Source organism: Corynebacterium sp., assembly GCF_022712275.1.
Classification (GTDB): Bacteria; Actinomycetota; Actinomycetes; order Mycobacteriales; family Mycobacteriaceae; genus Corynebacterium.
This window is the reverse complement of the sequence record NZ_JALAGU010000026.1, coordinates 143446-160579: the sequence shown is the minus strand read 5'-3', so window position 1 is coordinate 160579 and position 17134 is coordinate 143446. Positions and strand designations below refer to the sequence as shown.

General features: G+C 67.8%; 17 protein-coding genes. 6 read left to right on the top strand and 11 right to left on the bottom strand.

What is annotated here, in order from left to right; translation table 11 throughout:
• The first annotated feature begins 60 nt into the window (after positions 1–60).
• A complete protein-coding gene (locus Q0A27_RS05955) occupies positions 61–1107 on the top strand; it encodes a hypothetical protein (protein ID WP_291474138.1) in 1047 nt (348 codons plus the stop codon).
• Between the two features lie 580 nt (positions 1108–1687).
• Here the strand turns inward: Q0A27_RS05955 and Q0A27_RS05950 are convergent.
• From Q0A27_RS05950 to Q0A27_RS05940, 3 genes are read right to left on the bottom strand one after another with little or no spacing between them, the layout of a single operon-like run.
• Positions 1688–2881: an acyl-CoA dehydrogenase family protein gene (locus tag Q0A27_RS05950; protein WP_291474137.1), complete on the bottom strand. Its 1194-nt coding sequence runs from the start codon at positions 2879–2881 to the stop codon at positions 1688–1690.
• Complete coding sequence (locus Q0A27_RS05945; protein WP_291474136.1) at positions 2878–4308, bottom strand: LLM class flavin-dependent oxidoreductase; 1431 nt, start codon at positions 4306–4308, stop codon at positions 2878–2880. The genes Q0A27_RS05950 and Q0A27_RS05945 overlap by 4 nt, the downstream gene beginning before the upstream one ends.
• Complete coding sequence (locus tag Q0A27_RS05940) at positions 4305–5684, bottom strand: styrene monooxygenase/indole monooxygenase family protein (protein ID WP_291474135.1); 1380 nt, start codon at positions 5682–5684, stop codon at positions 4305–4307. The genes Q0A27_RS05945 and Q0A27_RS05940 overlap by 4 nt, the downstream gene beginning before the upstream one ends.
• A 254-nt stretch (positions 5685–5938) precedes the next feature.
• Here Q0A27_RS05940 and Q0A27_RS05935 point away from each other — a divergent pair, with 254 nt between their 5' ends.
• The gene (locus Q0A27_RS05935; protein ID WP_291474134.1) at positions 5939–6958 is read left to right on the top strand and encodes an esterase-like activity of phytase family protein; all 1020 of its coding nucleotides are present in this window, start codon (positions 5939–5941) and stop codon (positions 6956–6958) included.
• Positions 6959–6962: 4 nt separating this feature from the next.
• Positions 6963–8207 carry an MFS transporter gene (locus Q0A27_RS05930; RefSeq protein ID WP_291474133.1) on the top strand — a complete coding sequence of 415 codons (1245 nt, stop codon included), beginning with the start codon at positions 6963–6965 and terminating at the stop codon, positions 8205–8207.
• Between the two features lie 176 nt (positions 8208–8383).
• Here the strand turns inward: Q0A27_RS05930 and Q0A27_RS05925 are convergent, their stop codons facing one another.
• From Q0A27_RS05925 to Q0A27_RS05890, 8 genes are all read right to left on the bottom strand, one after another.
• Positions 8384–9286 carry a siderophore-interacting protein gene (locus Q0A27_RS05925; RefSeq protein WP_291474132.1) on the bottom strand — a complete coding sequence of 301 codons (903 nt, stop codon included), beginning with the start codon at positions 9284–9286 and terminating at the stop codon, positions 8384–8386.
• Positions 9287–9289: 3 nt separating this feature from the next.
• Positions 9290–10126: an ABC transporter ATP-binding protein gene (locus Q0A27_RS05920; protein ID WP_291474131.1), complete on the bottom strand. Its 837-nt coding sequence runs from the start codon at positions 10124–10126 to the stop codon at positions 9290–9292.
• Positions 10123–11235: an iron chelate uptake ABC transporter family permease subunit gene (locus Q0A27_RS05915; RefSeq protein WP_291474161.1), complete on the bottom strand. Its 1113-nt coding sequence runs from the start codon at positions 11233–11235 to the stop codon at positions 10123–10125. The genes Q0A27_RS05920 and Q0A27_RS05915 overlap by 4 nt, the downstream gene beginning before the upstream one ends.
• 68 nt (positions 11236–11303) lie before the next feature.
• Positions 11304–12374: an iron ABC transporter permease gene (locus tag Q0A27_RS05910; RefSeq protein ID WP_291474160.1), complete on the bottom strand. Its 1071-nt coding sequence runs from the start codon at positions 12372–12374 to the stop codon at positions 11304–11306.
• 205 nt (positions 12375–12579) lie between these two features.
• Positions 12580–12855 carry a hypothetical protein gene (locus tag Q0A27_RS05905; protein WP_291474130.1) on the bottom strand — a complete coding sequence of 92 codons (276 nt, stop codon included), beginning with the start codon at positions 12853–12855 and terminating at the stop codon, positions 12580–12582.
• A 143-nt stretch (positions 12856–12998) separates the two neighbouring features.
• Positions 12999–13430, bottom strand: a complete 432-nt coding sequence (locus Q0A27_RS05900; RefSeq protein ID WP_291474129.1) for a hypothetical protein — start codon at positions 13428–13430, stop codon at positions 12999–13001.
• 617 nt (positions 13431–14047) lie between these two features.
• Complete coding sequence (locus Q0A27_RS05895; protein WP_291474128.1) at positions 14048–14422, bottom strand: hypothetical protein; 375 nt, start codon at positions 14420–14422, stop codon at positions 14048–14050.
• 299 nt (positions 14423–14721) lie between these two features.
• Positions 14722–15051 carry a hypothetical protein gene (locus tag Q0A27_RS05890; protein ID WP_291474127.1) on the bottom strand — a complete coding sequence of 110 codons (330 nt, stop codon included), beginning with the start codon at positions 15049–15051 and terminating at the stop codon, positions 14722–14724.
• 616 nt (positions 15052–15667) lie between these two features.
• On the opposite strand from Q0A27_RS05890, the gene rplN reads away from it, so the two are divergent.
• From rplN to rplE, 3 genes are read left to right on the top strand one after another with little or no spacing between them, the layout of a single operon-like run.
• On the top strand, positions 15668–16042 hold the full coding sequence (gene rplN, locus Q0A27_RS05885; protein ID WP_014010870.1) for a 50S ribosomal protein L14: 375 nt from the start codon (positions 15668–15670) through the stop codon (positions 16040–16042).
• Between the two features lie 3 nt (positions 16043–16045).
• Positions 16046–16360, top strand: a complete 315-nt coding sequence (rplX, locus tag Q0A27_RS05880; protein ID WP_291474126.1) for a 50S ribosomal protein L24 — start codon at positions 16046–16048, stop codon at positions 16358–16360.
• Complete coding sequence (gene rplE / locus Q0A27_RS05875; protein WP_291474125.1) at positions 16360–16929, top strand: 50S ribosomal protein L5; 570 nt, start codon at positions 16360–16362, stop codon at positions 16927–16929. Before rplX ends, rplE begins: the two co-directional genes overlap by 1 nt.
• Positions 16930–17134 lie beyond the last annotated feature (205 nt).

Sequence of the window (17134 nt, the reverse complement as noted above, 5' to 3'; positions counted from 1 at the left end):
CGCTGACCTACTATGACGGCAGCGCGACAGGGGGTCGTGCACCTGACAACGGGGGAACACATGGCACATGAGCCACAGGAGCGTACCGGGAAAGACGTGCAGGCAGACGCGCGGAGGGATGACCGCACCGATCCGCAGCAGCAGAAGAAGCCGGAACTCTGGACCACTGCCCGGCTGCGCAGGCAGGGCAGGTCCTCGGCCCAGATCGCCGCGGCAGTCGACGAGGGGACGATTCACCGGGTCATACCTGGTGTCTACAGCACGGAACCGCCCAACGACCTGCTCAGACTGCAGGTGCTGAGTCAGCGGCGACGCCGGGGCGTCACCTACACAGGCACCACCGCCGCCCACGTCTACGGGCTCGGTGGCATGGTCTGGCCGGCCACCGGAAGGGTGGACGTGAAAAGCAGCCGGGACGGTGGTGAACTGCTCGTCCTGTCGGTCGGTGCGACGGAGCGTGCGGTGACTGTCGGCGGGGTGTCCGTCACCTCGCCGATCGAGACCGCGGTCGCTCTCCTTGCCACCGGCTGGGACCGGGACAGATTGCGGACCTTCCTGACCACCCGCTACCGGGGAGCGAAGGGCAATGATGTGCTCGCCGAGGATCTGGTGGCGCTTCCGCCCCGGGCCAGGAAGGACGCCGCGTACCTGCTCGACGGCCTGGTCACCGGCACTGCGAGCGGGATGGAGCTGAAGGCAGTGAAGGCGATTCTCGAAGGGCTTGACGGTGCCGACGTCACGGTGACGGTCAACCATGTCGTCGCCGGGTACCGGTTCGACCTCGTCATCGAGGAGGCTGATCTGCTCATCGAGATCGACAGTTTCACCTATCACGGTCCGAGCGGCAGGGATTCGGCGGAGCGGACGTTCGAGCTGGACCGGTGGAAGGGCAACACCGCCGTGCGCGCCGGGTGGATGCTGCTGCGCTTCACCGACGACACGGTGCGGTGGCTCCCGGAACACATGGTCGAGATGGTCGTGGATACGGTGCGCTACAACCGGCGTCATTCCCGGAGCCGTCGACGGCGGACGCTGAAGGAGTTCCTGTTCTCGGACCGGCCGGCATGGTTCTGGCATCCGTTGTTGAAGCCGTCTTCGCGTATGTGAGGGGTGGGGGAGCACCGTCGAGGCGCAGCCGGCGCTGGTCACAGCGGACGGCGTCCGGCATGAGCTGCCGCGTAATCCTGATGCCGGACCGGATGCAGCGGCAGAGTGAGAGGGACGGGATGCACGAACTGCTCGATATCCCTCCTGTTGAGGGCTGACCGTTATGTTCACCGTGGTGCTGGGCGCCTGTGTGATCATTCCGGCCACGCTGAACTACACCATGCTGCGCATCGCGGGAGCTGGTGCATCCGTCGGTCGGAAGAAGGCCTGGACGAAGTGCGCCGCAACATGGTCGGGCTCGGAGCTTCCGAGTATGCAGCGGACAGACGTGTTGACAGCCGTGCGTCAGCAGATCGGCACGAACTGTCGTCCGCCGCTACCTGTGATTCGGAGGCGGTGCCGGTAGGGGCTTCAGTTCTGCGTCAGGCACGGATCCGGCATTCTGTGGAACCGATGTCCGGATTCGTGCCTGACGAAGATGTGCTGCACGGAGGTTGTGGGGCGAGGGTGCTGGTTGGGGCGTACCGGGCTGATGGTGCGACAGGACGCGGGGACGCGGGGACGTCAGCCTCAGTCAGTCTCAGTCAGCCGTACGCACACCGGCGGACCAGGCGAAGGCGAGCCCGTCGCCGGTCAGGTGGTAGCGCCCCACCGCCTGCTGCTTGTAGACCAGCGGGTTGTGCACCGCCAGCGTCCGCGCATTGCGCCAGTGCCGGTCAAGATCCAGCTTCTCGGACGCCACGGACGCCCCACCGGTCTCGAAGGCCTCGGACACGGCGTCCAACACCAGCGGCGCCAGCACGACCTGCGCCTCGGACGACGCCAACTCCGCGGCGTCGATCAGTGCGATGTCCCCGGGGGAGTCGAAGGACGCCGCCACCGCGTCCGCCACCGCCAGGACAGACGCCCGGGCGACCGACGCCGCCGAGTACACCCGCCCGAGCACCGCCTGCACCAACGGATCCTCCCGGGGCAGGTCCGCGGGCGCGTGGCTGAACGTGCGGTCCCGGGTCTCCACCCGGTCGCGGGCGTCATCGGCGGCTCGCCGGGCGATACCGGCCAGGGCGGAAAGGTGGAACAACTGCAGGTAGGCGGTGTCGATGACATGGCCCTCGTCCCCGTATCCACCCTCGGTCACGGCCGCGGCGTCCACCGCCACCCCGGTGAACACGGTCGTCCCGGAGCCGGTGAGTCGCTGGCCGAAGCCGTCCCAGTCGTCGAACTGGTGGACGCCGGGCGCGTCAGCATCCACCAGGACCGTCACCCGACGGCCGTCGAGATCCGCGGCGACACTGATGACATCGGCGTAGAGCGTCCCCGTGGAATAGTACTTCGTGCCGTTGAGCTGGTAGTTCCCGTCATCGGCGGGCGTCAGTCGGGTCTGGTAGCGGTCGACGGCGCCGACGCCCTTCTCCGAGATCGCGTTGCCGTAGATGATCCCCTCCCCGGCACGGCGGAGCCCCTCTGCGTCCCCGGTGGCGAGGAACCCCTCGACCGTGAAGAAGTGGACGCGCAGCGCCTGGGTGAGGTTCGAGTCTGCGGCCGCGAGGTCGGTGAGCTGGGCGAAGGTCTGTCGGACGGTGGCACCGAGACCGCCGTATTCGACGGGGACGCGCAGGGCGGTGAAGCCGGCGTCCCGCAGCAGCCGGACCTGCTCATGGGGCAGTTCTCGGTTGCGGTCACGGTCGGCGGCGCCCAGGGCGATGCTGTCGAGGACGGGGCGGAACCGGGCAGTGAGTTCGGCATCGGTCGGAGTGGGGGAGACGGTGGTCATGGGTGGGCTCCTGTCGGGACGGATGTCGGGGATGCGGTGAGCGCGGGGCGGTAGCGGGCGGCGGAATGGTTGTGGGGGACATGTGGTCCGGCGCCGGTGCGGTCGGCGAAGAGCTTCTCGCGCAGCGTGCCGGGGGCGTAGGCCGTCGGGTACTCGCCGCGGGCCTGGAGCACCGGAACGACATGGTCGATGACGTCACGGAACGTACCGGGTGTCACGGCGTAGGCGAGGTTGAAGCCGTCGATGCCGGTGGCCTCCACCCACTCCTCCAGTTGGTCGGCGACGGATTCGCCGGAGCCGACGACGACCGGGCCCAGCCCGCCGATGCCGCCGAATTCGGCGAGTTCGCGCACGGTCCACTCGCGTCCCTCCTCGCCGGCGGAGCGTTGGAAGGCAGCGACGGCGGACTGGATCGCATTGGACTCGATACCGGCCACCGGGTCGTCGAGGTCGAAGGTGGAGAAGTCGACGCCCATCCACCCGGACATCAGCGCCAGCGCGCCCTCGTGGTCGATGTAGCTGCGGTACTCCGCGGCCTTGGCGCGGGCGGCGTCCTCGGTGGCGTCGGTGATGACGGTGAGCAGGGCGTAGATGACGACGTCCTCGCGCGACCGCCCGGCGTCCGCCAGCTTGTCGGTGAGCGTACGGACGGTGGACGCCAGCGCCTCCTGCGTCGGTGCGGCGACGAACACCGCCTCGGCGTGGGTGGCGGCGAAGGTGCTGCCGCGGGAGGACGCCCCGGCCTGGAAGATCACCGGGGTACGCTGCGGCGACGGTTCGGAGACGTGGATGCCGGGGACCGTGTAGTGCGTCCCCGTGTGGTTGACCGGACGGACCTTCGTCGGGTCCGTGTAGACGCCGGAGACCGGGTCGGCGAGGACGGCGTCGTCCTCCCAGGACCCCTCCCACAGCTTGTAGAGCACTTCGAGGTACTCGTCGGCATGGTCGTAGCGGGCGTCGTGCTCGAAGGTGTCGAGCTGCCCGCGGGACTGCGTGTTCTCCGCCGCCGAGGGCAGGTAGCCGGTGACGACGTTCCAACCGAGGCGTCCGTCGGTGAGGTGGTCGAGGGTGCTGATCCGGCGCGCGAAGGGGAAGGGATGCTCGAAGGCGGTGCCGGTGGTCAGCCCGAAGCCGAGGTTGTCGGTCACCGCGGCCATCGCGCTGACCAGGGGCAAGGGGTCATTGACGGGGGTCTGGGTGGCGGCGCGCAGGGCGGCGTCCGGCGAGGCACCGTAGAGGTCGTAGAGGCCGAGGACATCGGCGAGGAATAGGCCGTCGAAGTAGCCGGTCTCCAGCAGCTGCGCCAGGTCGGTCCAGTAGCGCAGGTCCGTGTACTCACGCGAGTGGTCCTCGGGATGCCGCCACAACCCGGGCGACTGGTGGACCACGCAGTTCATGTCGAAGGCGTTGAATCGGATCCGGGTCATGCGGTGACCTTCGCCGTGGAGTTCCTGAAGGACGCCGCCAGCGCCGCGACATCTTCGGCGGTGCGCAGCGTGAGGGCGGGGGCGGGTTCGGAGAAGAGGGAGAACAGGGCGGTGGCGTAGGCGGGATCGGTGCCGGCGTTGCCGAAGAAGGCACCGGCGACCTCGGCGTACAGCGGGTCACCGAGGAACAGTGAGGTCACGGCCACGCCGGCGGCACCGTGCCCGGCCCAGTGGGTCTCGAAGAGGTCGGTGAGGAGGTCGGCGTCCCACGGTTGTCCGGAGGCCTCGGCAGCGGTCAGTCCCTCGACGAGGGCGGCGACCTGGAAGTCGCCGAGCTGTGCGCCCTGCCCGGCGATCGGGTCGACGGCTATGGCGGTGTCGCCGAGTGCGGCGACGAGATTCCCGCCGTCGGTGTACCCGACGGGGCGCCGCACCCGCGGGGTGACTGCGCCGGCGAGCCAGGAGTGCGGGTCGGCGTCGATGGGACGCAGCCGGTCGAGGTCGTCGGCGACATCGGGTAGGACGCGGTGGTGCAGGTCCTGGAGGATGCGCAGTGACGACTCGGCGTCGGTAGCCTCGGCGAAGGCCTTCTCGGTGGCGGTGCCGGGCTTGGCCCAGGCGAGGATGACCCAGGCGTCGATGCCGTCCTTGTGCAGGTAGGGTCCGACGAAGACCTCGCCTTCCCCGTGCAGGGAGAGCAGGGCGTTGTTGACGCCGGGGACCTCGGCGCGGCCGCTGAAGAGGTGGTCGGAGGAAAGGCCGGCGGCGGTGACGGTGAGGACGCGGCGCTGCGGGCCGGGATAGGGGGTGCGTTCGTGGTCGGTGGTGAAGGCGTCGGCCAGACCGCCCTTGCCGGTGGCGACGAGGGTGAGATCGTGCTCGGCGGCGATGCGGTCGAGGTCGGCCGGGGTGACGCGGGTGACGTGGAAGGCGCTTGCCGTGTCTCCGGTGAGGTCGAGGAAGGCGGCGAGTCGGTCGTCGGCGCGCAGCCGGGCGTCCACCGACTGGGCCTCGTAGGTGTAGCGGGCGGGGAAGCTGTCGACGCCGGACGGGTTGTCCGGGTTGGCGAGGCCGGCGGCGCTGGCACCGAAGTGGGCTGCGGGACTGCCGGCGTAGAGGTCGTCGATGATCTTCGCGTCGGCGGTGCGGGACGCGCCGAAGAGGATCGCGGTGCCGGTGGCGGGGACCTCGTCGCGCAGGGCCTCGCGGGTCCGGTCGGAGTAGAGGTCGACGCGGTATCCGGCGCGGGCCAGGACGAGGGCGGCACCTGCGCCGGCGAGTCCGGCGCCGATGACCGCGATACTGCGCGGTGCGCCGGCGGGGGTGGTCTGGGCGTTTTCGACCGACAGGTTGTCTGGGGTGTGCTGTGTGCTCATGGCCACGAGTAGACCACTCGGTCTGCGTGGGTGCCATGGATCGGCGCGTCCTGAATGGAAGGGGGGTGATCTCCGAGCTTCAGATCTGCGTCAGGCGCGGATCCGGCATTCTGTGGCATGGATCGGGCGATTCGTGCCTGACGCAGATGTGCTGCCGCCGTAGTCTGGGGCGGGTGAGGCAGGCGAGGACAGAGTTCTGAGTGCGGTCGGCGAGGTGGAGGTGGAATATGCGACGGACGGGGTGGACGCTCACAATGTCGGCGGGACTCGCACTGTCCCTGCTGGTGGTGCCGCTGGTCGGCGGCGTGACACAGCTGGTCGAACTGCGCGGTGACACCCCGTTTCAGGACGCCACGCGGGACGCGTACACCGACCTGACCACTCAGATCGAGTACATCGGGACGGTCGACATCACGGCGTCGGACGCCACGCGCCGCGGCATCTTCGCACATGTTCCGGTGGGCGGGATCTCGGGTATCGACTGTGCCGACGGCGGCAGTGGCACCCGCTGCATCGCGATCAGTGACGACCCCGGCCAGCGCGGCCCGGTGCGCGCCTACGACTTCAACCCGGACACGGGGCAGGTGGGGGAGCCGATCGTGCTCACCGATGAACGCGGCGTCCCCTACAAACCCGGCACCATCGACCCGGAGAGTATCCGGTTCGCCGGCACAGGCGAGGAGGCGGGCATCATCTGGACCGCCGAAGGCAGCTCCACGATCACCATCACTGACCGGCAGGGACGAGCGGCAACAACCCTTCCGGTCCAGGACGGTATCCGGCGCAATCAGGGACTCGAAGGCCTCGCCGTCACCGGCGACCCGCAACAGATCATCACCGCCACGGAGTCCGCGCCGGACAACCGCGCCCACCCGGTCATCACGGTCTACGAGGGGGAGCAGGAAGCGGCCTCCTACGACTGGCCCGGTACCGGCATCTCTGAGATCCTCGCCGACACCAGGACCAACGCCGATCCCGGCAACCCGGGGAACCTCCTCGTCCTCGAACGCGGCTACACCGGGGGCAGCGGAAATAGCTCGATGCTCTGGCGCACCACGCTCCCCGGTCCGGGAGGCACCGGAACCGGCGTCCTGAAGCGGGAACTGGTCGCGGACCTCGGTGCCCTGATCGGCCACGACACCGTGGGCAACACCGAGGCGATGACGTGGGCTCCGGGCCGGCGGCCCGGCACCACCGACGAACTCCTCATCGCCACCGACGACAATTTCAGCGACGACCAGCGCGGCGTCCTCCACCGGATCCGGGTACGTTGAGCTGGTGCGCAAGAACCTCTCTCTGCTGTTCCTCCTCCTCGCCGTCACCGTCGCGGCGCTCAATCTGCGCACCGGCATCGCGTCGCTCGGCCCGGTCCTCGATGACGTGCTCGACGCGTTCGGGGCGTCCGGCTCGCTCGCCGGTGCGATCACCGCGATGCCCGGCGTCTTCTTCGGCATCATGGGTCTGGCCGCCGTCCCGCTGGCCACGCGCGTCGGCCTGAGCCGCGCCCTGTTCGGCGGGATGCTGCTGACACTCTTCGGCCTCGCCGTCCGCCCCTGGGTCGGTGATGTCGCGGTGTTCCTGGTGCTCACGGCCTGTGTGGTCGGCGGCATCGCGCTCGGCAACGTACTGCTGCCGGCGTGGATCAAGAGCCATGGCGGACGCCACGCCGTCGTCCTCATGACGCTCTACTCCGCCGGGCTCGGCGCGTCCGGCGCACTCGGCCCGCTCTCGGCGATGTGGTTCTCCGGGGAGAACGCCTGGAAATGGGCACTGTTCATCTGGGTCATCCTCGCCGTGGCGCAGGTGCTGGTCTGGGCGTTCGTGGTGCCGCGGACCGGGCTCGACATCCCCGGTGCAGGGCCGACCTCCGCCACAGAGGAGGATGCCGAGACCGCCCGTCGACTGCGCGAGACCTCCCTCTGGCGGTCGCCGACCGCGCGGTTCCTCATGCTGTTCTTCGGGCTGCAGGCGATGAACGCCTACATCCAGATGGGCTGGCTACCGAAGATCTACACGGACAACGGTGTCAGCTCATCCACCGCGTCCATCGGACTGAGTGTCATCGGTGCGCTGAACATCGTCGGTGGGCTGCTGATGCCGGGCATCATCGCGAGGGTGACGGACCTGCGTCCTGTCCCGGCGGTTTTCGCCGTGCTGACAGGGCTGGGTTATGTGGGGCTGTGGCTGGCGCCGGGGACGGTGCCGCTGCTGTGGGCGGTGCTGCTGGGCATCGGCGGCTGCTGCTTCCCGACGGCCATCGCCCTGATTCCGGCCCGGTCGAGGACACCGCTGGTGACCGCACGACTGTCCGGTTTCGTCCAGCCGCTGGGGTACTTCCTCGCCGGGCTCGGGCCGTTCGTGCTGGGTGTGGTCCATGAGCAGGTCGGGTCGTGGGACGGGATCCTCATCGTCCTGGCGCTCATCGCGGCGCTCATGGGTGTGCTCGGTGTGCTGGCGGGAAAGCGGACCGTCATCGACGACGAGCTCACGGCGACACACTGGCGGGAGCTGGCGGGGCACTAGGTTCTGCACCGGGCGGCGCGCCGGGTCGGGCTCTCAGGGGTGGAATCAGACGACGAGATCAACCCACTGCGCCCGACCTGGCGTATGGAGGGCGTAGAAGAACGCAGGGACGACCCGACAGGTTGTTCTGAGCGCCGGAGACCAACCAGTCGGGTCGTGTGTCCGCGATGATGTATCTACGGACGCGGCCGGCCCTCGATCCAGTAGGCCACCCAGTCGGCGAAGTCACGGTCCACGTCCCACTCGTCGACGGCCATCTTGCGCACGGCCTTCGTCATCCCCGCCTCGCCGGATGCCCACAGGTACTCGGGGGACGCGGCGGGATGCCCGGCGTCGCGTTCACGACGCAGCGCATCACAGATCGCCTCAGCTTCAAGCCCGGGCGCGACATAGAGGATGGACAGCGACCCCACCCGTTCAGTCCACTCCTCAGCCAGCCCCGGTTCCAGCTCCTCGGGGGAGTGGGCGATCACCCGGACGTGGTATTTTACCAGGTCATCGGGGTGGTGGTCCTCGGTGAACTCCAACACGGCCCGGAGCGCGGGCACCGCCGAGGCGTCCGCCACGAACAGGGGACGCGAGGCATGCCGGATCCAGATCCCGTTGCACAGCCAGATCGCCGCCTCGTCCCCGACCGAGGCAGCAGCCACCCACAGTGCACCGGGGCCCGGGTTGTCGTCATGCATCACCACGTCGACATCGATCTCACCGACGGCGTCACCGGAGCTGGTGTCCACCCCGGCGTCCTGCCGGAAGTGCCGCACGGTGTACCAGCGCAGCTCCGGCCGCTCAGACTCCTCCAGTGCGGCGACGGCCGCGCGGATGTTCATACCGTCCGCCTCCAGCTCCGGCACAGTCGAACCCGGCGCCGGCATGAGCAGCCCGAAGTACTCGTCCGGTCCGGTCAGCTCCAGCGACGCAAGCCCGGGACCACGCAGCGTCAGCCGCCGCAGATTCGGCGCGATCTCGGACACCGCCGAGACGGTGACGCGCACCAGGCGCCCGGTCCCGCTCTCAGGCCGGTTCGGGTGGGTGAGCAGTTCAGTGGATGTGACAGCGGATGCGGGGAGCGTGGTCATGGGTTAGTTCTGCACCTTCTTGCCTTTGATGTCGTAGGGGTCGTTCGGCACGATGAGTGGACCACCGACCACCGGGTCCTCGATCACGGTGGCGTCCAGCTCGAAGACATCCTTGAGCAGTTCGGAGGTGATGATCGCCTCGGGCGTGCCGGTGGCGATGAGATCGCCGTCGCGCATGACGACGAGGTTGTCGGAGTAGCGGATCGCCAGGTTGAGGTCGTGGAGCACCATGACCACGGTGCGGTCGAGGTCGCGTCGCAGCCGGTTGACGAGATCGAGCACCTCGATGGAGTGCGCGAGGTCGAGGTAGGTCGTCGGCTCATCGAGGAAGAGCACCTCGGTGTGCTGGGCGAGAACCATGGAGATCCACACGCGCTGGCGCTGACCACCGGACAGGGAGTCCACCGGGCGGTCGGCCAGGTCGAGGACGTCGGTCATCTCCAGGGCGGCGTTGACCTCCTCCTCATCGGAGGAGGACCACTGACGGATCCACGACTGGTGGGGGTGGCGTCCCCGTGAGACCAGGTCGGAGACGATCAACCCGGGTGGGGCGATCGGCGACTGCGGAAGGACGCCGATGGTTTTGGCGATGTCCTTGCGCTTCATCCCTCCGATGTCGGTGTTCCCGAGGTGGACGTCGCCGCCCTGGGAGGGGATGAGGCGTCCGACGGCGCGCAGCAGGGTGGACTTGCCGCAGCCGTTGGGGCCGATGATGGTGGTGACCTGCCCGCCGGGGATCTTCAGCGACAGGTCGGAGATGACGGCCCGGTCCGGGGTGTAGCCGACACGCAGGTTGGTGGCGGAGATGGAGTGGTCGTGTGCGGAGGCGGGGTTCGTCATGAGGTCGTGGTCTTCCGGTTCGTCTTGATGAGCAGGTAGATGAGGAACAGGCCACCCACGGCGGAAGTGAGCAGGCCCACGGGCAGTTCGACGGGCAGCCAGGACTGGGTGATGATGTCGGCGGCGAGCAGCAGCATGGCACCGAACAGGCCGGACGCGATGATCGGTGGCGTGTCTCGGCCGCAGATCAACCGGGCGACCTGCGGGGAGACGAAGGCGACGAAGCCGATCGGGCCGGCCGCGGCGACGGCCATGGCGGCGAGGATGACGGACAGGACCAGCAGCAGTGCCTGGACGATCGTCACGTTCTGGCCGAGTCCCTTGGCCACGTCGGGGCCGAGGACGTTGGCGAACAGCTGGAAGGTGATCCAGACGAACAGCGGGCTGAGCAGCACGACGACCACGAGCACGGGCCGGACGCGTGACCAGTCGGCGGAGTTCAGCGAGCCGGCGAGCCACATCTGGGCGGACGCGGCGTCGTCGATGTTCGCCCGTGTCATGAGGAAGTTGATGAACGCGGAGAGCAGCGCGGAGATGACGATACCGGCCAGCACCAGGCGGAACGGGTCCACGCCACGGCGGTAGGCGAGCACCCATATCACGGCACCGGTGAGGAATGCGCCGATGAGGGACGCCACGGGGATGCCCACGTCGGAGAGCCACCCCACGATGCCGGTGGAGCCGCCGCCGAGGACGATGACGGTCACCGCCGCGGCGGAGGCGCCGGTGGTGATACCCAGTATGTCTGGGCTGGCCAGCGGGTTCCGGGTCACGGACTGGGTCAGTGCACCGGAGATGCCGAGGGCGGAGCCGACGAGGACGGCGGTCAGCGTCCTGGGCATGCGCCAGTCGAAGATGACGAGGTGCTCGATGCGGGAGCCGCCGTTGGTCAGGAGGATCTCGGCGACGCGCACCGGGCTGATCGGGTAGTCGCCGAGACCGAGGGAGACGGCGGCGAGGACGAACAGCACCACGACCATCGCGATGGTGGCGAAGAACTGGCGGGGACGCCACACCGTGGAGATCGGGCCGATACGGAACGCGGGTCGGGCGGCGACCTTGGCGCCGGAGACGTAGCGGTAGACACCGCGCCGACGTTGGCGGTCGATGCGCAGGTCGTCCTGTGCTGTGTCCTGTGCTGTGTCCTGTGCGGTGCCCGGTGTCGTGTTCGGGATACTCACAGTTCCACCACCTTGCGTCGGGTCAGCATCCAGATGAAGATCGGGGCGCCGACGAAGGCGAGGACGATACCGACCTCGAGTTCGCCGGGGCGTGTGATGACGCGGCCGAGGATGTCTGCGTAGATCAGCAGGACCGCGCCACCGAGGGCGGAGTAGGGGAGGATCCACCGGTAGTCGGGGCCGGTGAGGCTTCGCACGAGGTGCGGGATCACCAGGCCGAGGAAGCTGATGGGGCCGGCGGCGGCGGTGGCCGCGGCGGCGAGCAGGGCGATGATGACCATCCCGACAATGCGGGCGCGTCCGGTGTTCACCCCCAGGGCGGTGGCGACGTCGTCACCGAGGTTGAGCAGGTTGAGTGTCGGCCCGGTCATGAAGGCCAGCAGCAGGCCGATGAGGATCACGGGCAGCGCGGTCCAGAAGATGGACATGTCGCGGCCGGCGATGGAACCGACGGTCCAGAAGCGCATCCGGTCGAGGTTGTTCGAGTCGGTGAGCACGAAGGCGGAGATGATCGCCTGGAGCACGGCGTTCATCGCCGCACCACCGAGGATGAGTGTCATCGGATTGACGTTGCCGCCGGAGACGGACGCCAGGGCGAAGACGGCGGCGGTGGCGATACAGGCACCACCGAAGGCCCAGAGTGAGGTGGCCCAGGTGCCGGAGACGTTGAACAGCGCGAACGAGATCACCACGGCGAGGGCGGCACCGGAGGCGATACCGAGGATGCCGGGGTCGGCCAGCGGGTTGCGCGTGTGGCCCTGGATCAGGGCACCGGCGACGCCGAGGGCGGCTCCGACGATGATGCCGATGAGGGTGCGGGGCCAGCGGTACTCGACGATGACCTGGAGGTCGGTGTTGTCGATGTCGTGGTTGCCGATGGCTCCGGGCACCTGCCTGAGCAGTCCCCAGAGGTCGTCCATGGGGATGTTGCGCGAGCCGAAGGCGAGGCTGAGGACGAATCCGATCACCAGCAGGACGGTCAGTCCGATGAGCCCGATCAGTCGTCGGCGTCGCAGGGACGCCGTGGCTGACGGGGCACCGCGGCGTCCGGCTTTCGTGCCGGGCATTCCGGGTGGGTTGCCGTGGGCTGCCCCGGTAGTTGTACCGGTGGTCATGGGTGCGTCGGGACCTTTCGTCGGCTGCAGGACAGGTTAACCTTACGTTCGTGTTGTTTCGGGTGCAACGGAGGGGCCGATACAACGAAACCCCGGCCGGGTGGCCGGGGCGCCCGCATCCGTGGACCTCGTGGAGCGGATGCGGTCAGTTGGTCTGTCAGTTGCCGGTGGCGCCCAGGAAGTCCTGGGTGTCGGAGACGACGTTCTCGACATTGCCGCCGGCCGTGATGAGAGTGTTGACGGCCTTGAGGATGCCGGAGATGCTCTTGGCTGCGCCGGCGAAGGACTCGAGGCTGCCGGCGGCGTCCCCGGAAGGGAGGTTGGTGATGGAGCCGGTGGGGGTGTCTCCGGCGGGCTCGTCGGCTGCGGCGATGCCGGCACCGCCGATCGCGACGACAGCGGTGGTGCTCAGTGCGAGGAGAGTCTTCTTCATCTTCATGGTGTACCTCTGTTGCGGTTCGTGAGGGTCAGGGGTGTGCGCCGGGGCCAACGGAAAAGCCCCGGTCTGAGCCGGGGCTTTCTTCTGTGGACCTCAACGGTGGGGTGGGGTGCGTCGACGAGGACGCGGCTGCTGCCTTAGTTCGGCAGGGTGATGCCCTGCTGGGCGAGGAAGCCGAGGGTGTCGTTGACGACGCCCTGGTAGGCATCGGAGGCGTCGATCACGGCGTTGTAGGCACCGGCGATGGCGGCGACGGAGGCTGCGCCACCGGCGATGGAGGCCAGGGCGGCGAGGGTCTTCTCGTAGTCGATCTGGTCGCCGGTGTAGGAACCGAGGACGTCAGCGCCGGTGATGGAACCGAAGACGTCGCGGTTGGCGGACAGCTCGGCGGAGCCGGCGGTCGGGGCGGAGGAGTCGGGGGTGTCCTCACCGCCGGTGCTTTCGCTGGAGCCGGAGCTGAGATCGGCGCTGGCGGCAGTGTCGTCGTCCTGTGCGGCGGCGACACCGGTACCGGCGATGGCGACGGCGGTGGCGGTGCCGACGGTGAAGAGGGTCTTCTTGAGGGTCATTGGAGAACTCCTGGGAGAGGTGTGGATGTGAGGTCCGCGCTCCACGGTAACCGACCGTGTGTTGCCTGTCCACAGAACCAGTCCTATTTGGTCCGGCTGATCAAAGCTGGGGGAAAAGATGTGACGTCGCGGTCGGAACTGTCGAGTGTCCGGGTGAGAACCGGGGGTGGTTGTCGAGGGTGGACTTCACACAGTTGACTGTGGTGATCTTCTGGAGAGGCGCAACAGAGAGGCTCCGTCAGGAAAGCTCTGCTCAGCCGGGTAAGGGCGCCTGGGCGTGTAGTGGGCGTGTGTCGTGGGGCGTGTCGTGGGCGAGGCCGTTTGCGCGCCCGACCTCGGCTTCTCAGGGTGCGGAGGTGTCTCGGTGTGTGAACGGCCTGGCGGGATTGTCGGGACATGACGGAAGGCTTCGTGGTGGGCATGAATCCCCGACGGGCAACCGGTGACGACCACATAGGCGGGAAGCGGTCACGGTGAATACCGGGTCCGGAACGTGAGCGGATCCCCGGGGATTCGGGGACCCTTGGTCATGAACCGCCGAGAAGAATGACGGTGAACAGACAGAAGCACCGACCTGCGTGAGGTCGGGGCTTAGCGGTGCGGAGGCTGTGAAGGGTTTAGCCCGTGAAGGAGTTGATGAAGGCCTGGGTGTCGGCGGTGAACTCGTCGACGTAGGCCTGGAAGTCCTTCGTGGCGGAGTAGATCGACGGGAGGACCGAAATGGCCCCGGCAACAGCTGCACCGGTGGCGCCCACAGCGATAAGTGCGCTGACCGCCTGCGGGAGGTTGAAGACGCCCTGGTCGTCGCTGGAACCGAAGGCGGCGGCGAGCTGGCCGCCGAGGTCAGCGCCTTCGAGCGAGCTGACGGACGAACCGTTACCTTCGGTCGGCAGCTCGCCGGCGTTGTCCGGGGCGGCGTTGGCGACTCCGGCTCCGGCGACGGCGACAGTGGAAGCGGTGGCGACTGCGAGCAGGCTCTTCTTGATGGTCATGTCTGTGATCCTTCTGGTCACTGGGCCGGGCGGCGTCTGCCGTTATTCCCGGTGGCGGTGGATCCGCCGGACGAGAAGGAACTTAGACGCGTCCTCCCTGTCTGTCGCGGCGAGATTTCCTCCGTCACTTTGCGCCGGGAAACTCGACGAAATCTGCTCTTCATGACTGACGGGAGCTCGTCATACAAACGTTCGGAAGGGGACATCTCCCGGTAACAGAAACGCGAGAACCCCCGCGATGTATCGCGGGGGTTTCGGGGCGTCCGCAGTGAGGCTGCGGAGACTGATTCCGTGAGGGATCAGTTGGGGAGGTACTGGTTGGCCCACTCCTGGAAGTCCTTGATGGCACCGTCGATCTTCGGGAGGAGAGTGATGGAGCCTGCGACAGCGGTGCCGGCCGAGACGATGGCGCCGAGGGCACCGATGGCCAGGCCGAGCTGCGCTTCGCCATTGCCGTCGACGGAACCGAAGGTGGCGCCGAGCTGCTCGCCCAGGTCGAAGTTGTCGAGGGAGCCCTCAGCGGAAAGCTGGGGGGTGTCGGGATCGCTCTGGGCGTTGGCGACACCGGCGCCGGCGACGGCGACGGCGGAAGCGGTGGCAACCGCGAGCAGGCTCTTCTTGATGGTCATGTGACATGTCCTTTACGTCAATAAGGGAGGGGAACGCCGCAACCCAGGCAAGGGTACGTTAACGCGACGTTTCCCCGGATGTTACAGTCGTGTCACGGGAAGAAACCAGAGTGACATACGTCACAAGGGGTGAAAACAGGGGTGGCCGGTACTTGGTGACAGCCCCCGCAGTAATAGTGGCACACGGGCGGAGCATGCCTGGTGGAGACGGTGTTCTGCCCGAAGGTGAATGCTGTTGCCGGCGATGTGAGAAATGTCTCCCGGTGACGGGGACCACCTCTGGATGCGCGTGGTCGTTCGCCACTGTGCACGGCGACAGGCGGAGACCACGGGCGGAGGCGGCGGCTGGGGAGTTCGTGGGGAGGCGGCGTCCTCTGTTATCCCGGAGCGTCCGCCCCGCCGCATATTTGGACTCCGCCACCGCCGGTGGCATACTTGGGCGGTTGCCTGTGGTCCTACGGGCGCGGCCCGTTGTGTCCGACCCTTTCCACTGCAGGAAGAGGCGGAGACCTCCGGGACGCGACATGCCCACCGGACGGCATACAGGCACAGACCGGTGCGTGCGGGACGGAAATCCACACGCACACAGAACTACTAGGTCTACAAGGAGACTCCAGTGATCCAGCAGGAATCACGTCTGCGGGTCGCCGACAACACCGGTGCCCGGGAAATCCTGGTCATCCGCGTGCTCGGCGGATCCACCCGACGTTCCGGCGGCATCGGTGACATCGTCGTCGGCACCGTCAAGGAAGCCACCCCCGGTGGCGCGGTGAAGGCCGGCGACATCGTCAAGGCCGTCGTCGTCCGCACCAAGAAGGAGACCCGTCGTCCGGACGGCTCCTACATCAAGTTCGACGAGAACGCAGCTGTCCTCATCAAGGGCGCCGACAACACCGACCCGCGCGGTACCCGCATCTTCGGCCCGGTGGCCCGCGAGCTGCGCGACAAGCGCTTCATGCGCATCGTTTCCCTCGCCCCGGAGGTGCTCTAACTCATGAAGATCCGTAAGGGCGACAACGTCCTCGTCATCTCCGGCCCCGACAAGGGTGCCAAGGGTCGCGTCATCGAGGCCTACCCGGCCCGCGACAAGGTCCTCGTCGAGGGTGTCAACCGCATCAAGAAGCACGTCGTCAACTCCGCTCCGGAGCGTGGCGCCGAGTCCGAGGGCATCGTCACCCAGGAGGCTCCGATCCACGTCTCCAACGTGATGGTCCTCGACTCCGACGGTAACCCGACCCGCGTCGGCTACCGCTTCGACGAAGACGGCAAGAAGATCCGCGTCTCGCGCCGTAACGGGAAGGACATCTAATGAGCGAGAACTACACTCCGCGCCTCAAGGCCCGCTACAAGTCCGAGATCCGCGACACGCTCAACACCGAGTTCTCCTTCGAGAACGTCATGCTCATCCCGGGCGTGACCAAGGTCGTCGTGAACATGGGTGTCGGCGAGGCTGCCCGCGACTCCAAGCTGATCAACGGCGCCATCAAGGACCTGACCCTCATCACCGGTCAGAAGCCGCAGATCCGCACCGCCAAGAAGGCCATCTCGAACTTCAAGCTCCGCGAGGGTATGCCCATCGGCGCCCGCGTCACCCTGCGTGGCGACCGCATGTGGGAGTTCCTGGACCGTCTGCTGACCGTGGCCCTGCCGCGAATCCGCGACTTCCGTGGCCTCTCCGACCAGCAGTTCGACGGCCACGGTAACTACACCTTCGGTCTCTCCGAGCAGTCCATGTTCTACGAGATCGACGTCGACTCCATCGACCGTCCCCGCGGTATGAACATCACCGTGGTGACCACCGCCTCGAACGACGACGAGGGTCGCGCCCTGCTGCGCGAGCTCGGCTTCCCGTTCAAGTCCGGTCAGAACGCCGAGTAATTCAGCGTCTGCCGCCGTGGCCGGATGATTGTCCGGCCTCCGGTGCTTCACACCGCCCGCTCCTGTGCCTCGTGCACGAGGTGGGCGGTTTTGTGTCGGGTGGGTTGTTGAGGGGTGGTGAACCAGGGGAGTGGCCGGAGATGTGTGCGGTACAGGCGGCGCACACGGCGCGTCGCTCCGGGTCTCATGGGAGGGCACAGAAGTG

Excerpts from the sequence above, each read along its gene's own strand:
- Q0A27_RS05950 (WP_291474137.1), bottom strand. The coding sequence starts at position 2,881 with ATGACCACCGTCTCCCCCACTCCGACCGATGCCGAACTCACTGCCCGG.
- rplX (WP_291474126.1), top strand. The coding sequence starts at position 16,046 with ATGAAGATCCGTAAGGGCGACAACGTCCTCGTCATCTCCGGCCCCGAC.
- Q0A27_RS05940 (WP_291474135.1), bottom strand. The coding sequence starts at position 5,684 with ATGAGCACACAGCACACCCCAGACAACCTGTCGGTCGAAAACGCCCAG.
- Q0A27_RS05890 (WP_291474127.1), bottom strand. The coding sequence starts at position 15,051 with ATGACCATCAAGAAGAGCCTGCTCGCGGTTGCCACCGCTTCCGCCGTC.
- Q0A27_RS05925 (WP_291474132.1), bottom strand. The coding sequence starts at position 9,286 with ATGACCACGCTCCCCGCATCCGCTGTCACATCCACTGAACTGCTCACC.
- rplE (WP_291474125.1), top strand. The coding sequence starts at position 16,360 with ATGAGCGAGAACTACACTCCGCGCCTCAAGGCCCGCTACAAGTCCGAG.
- Q0A27_RS05895 (WP_291474128.1), bottom strand. The coding sequence starts at position 14,422 with ATGACCATCAAGAAGAGCCTGCTCGCAGTCGCCACCGCTTCCACTGTC.
- Q0A27_RS05905 (WP_291474130.1), bottom strand. The coding sequence starts at position 12,855 with ATGAAGAAGACTCTCCTCGCACTGAGCACCACCGCTGTCGTCGCGATC.
- Q0A27_RS05935 (WP_291474134.1), top strand. The coding sequence starts at position 5,939 with ATGTCGGCGGGACTCGCACTGTCCCTGCTGGTGGTGCCGCTGGTCGGC.
- Q0A27_RS05955 (WP_291474138.1), top strand. The coding sequence starts at position 61 with ATGGCACATGAGCCACAGGAGCGTACCGGGAAAGACGTGCAGGCAGAC.
- Q0A27_RS05900 (WP_291474129.1), bottom strand. The coding sequence starts at position 13,430 with ATGACCCTCAAGAAGACCCTCTTCACCGTCGGCACCGCCACCGCCGTC.
- Q0A27_RS05920 (WP_291474131.1), bottom strand. The coding sequence starts at position 10,126 with ATGACGAACCCCGCCTCCGCACACGACCACTCCATCTCCGCCACCAAC.
- Q0A27_RS05945 (WP_291474136.1), bottom strand. The coding sequence starts at position 4,308 with ATGACCCGGATCCGATTCAACGCCTTCGACATGAACTGCGTGGTCCAC.
- Q0A27_RS05910 (WP_291474160.1), bottom strand. The coding sequence starts at position 12,374 with ATGCCCGGCACGAAAGCCGGACGCCGCGGTGCCCCGTCAGCCACGGCG.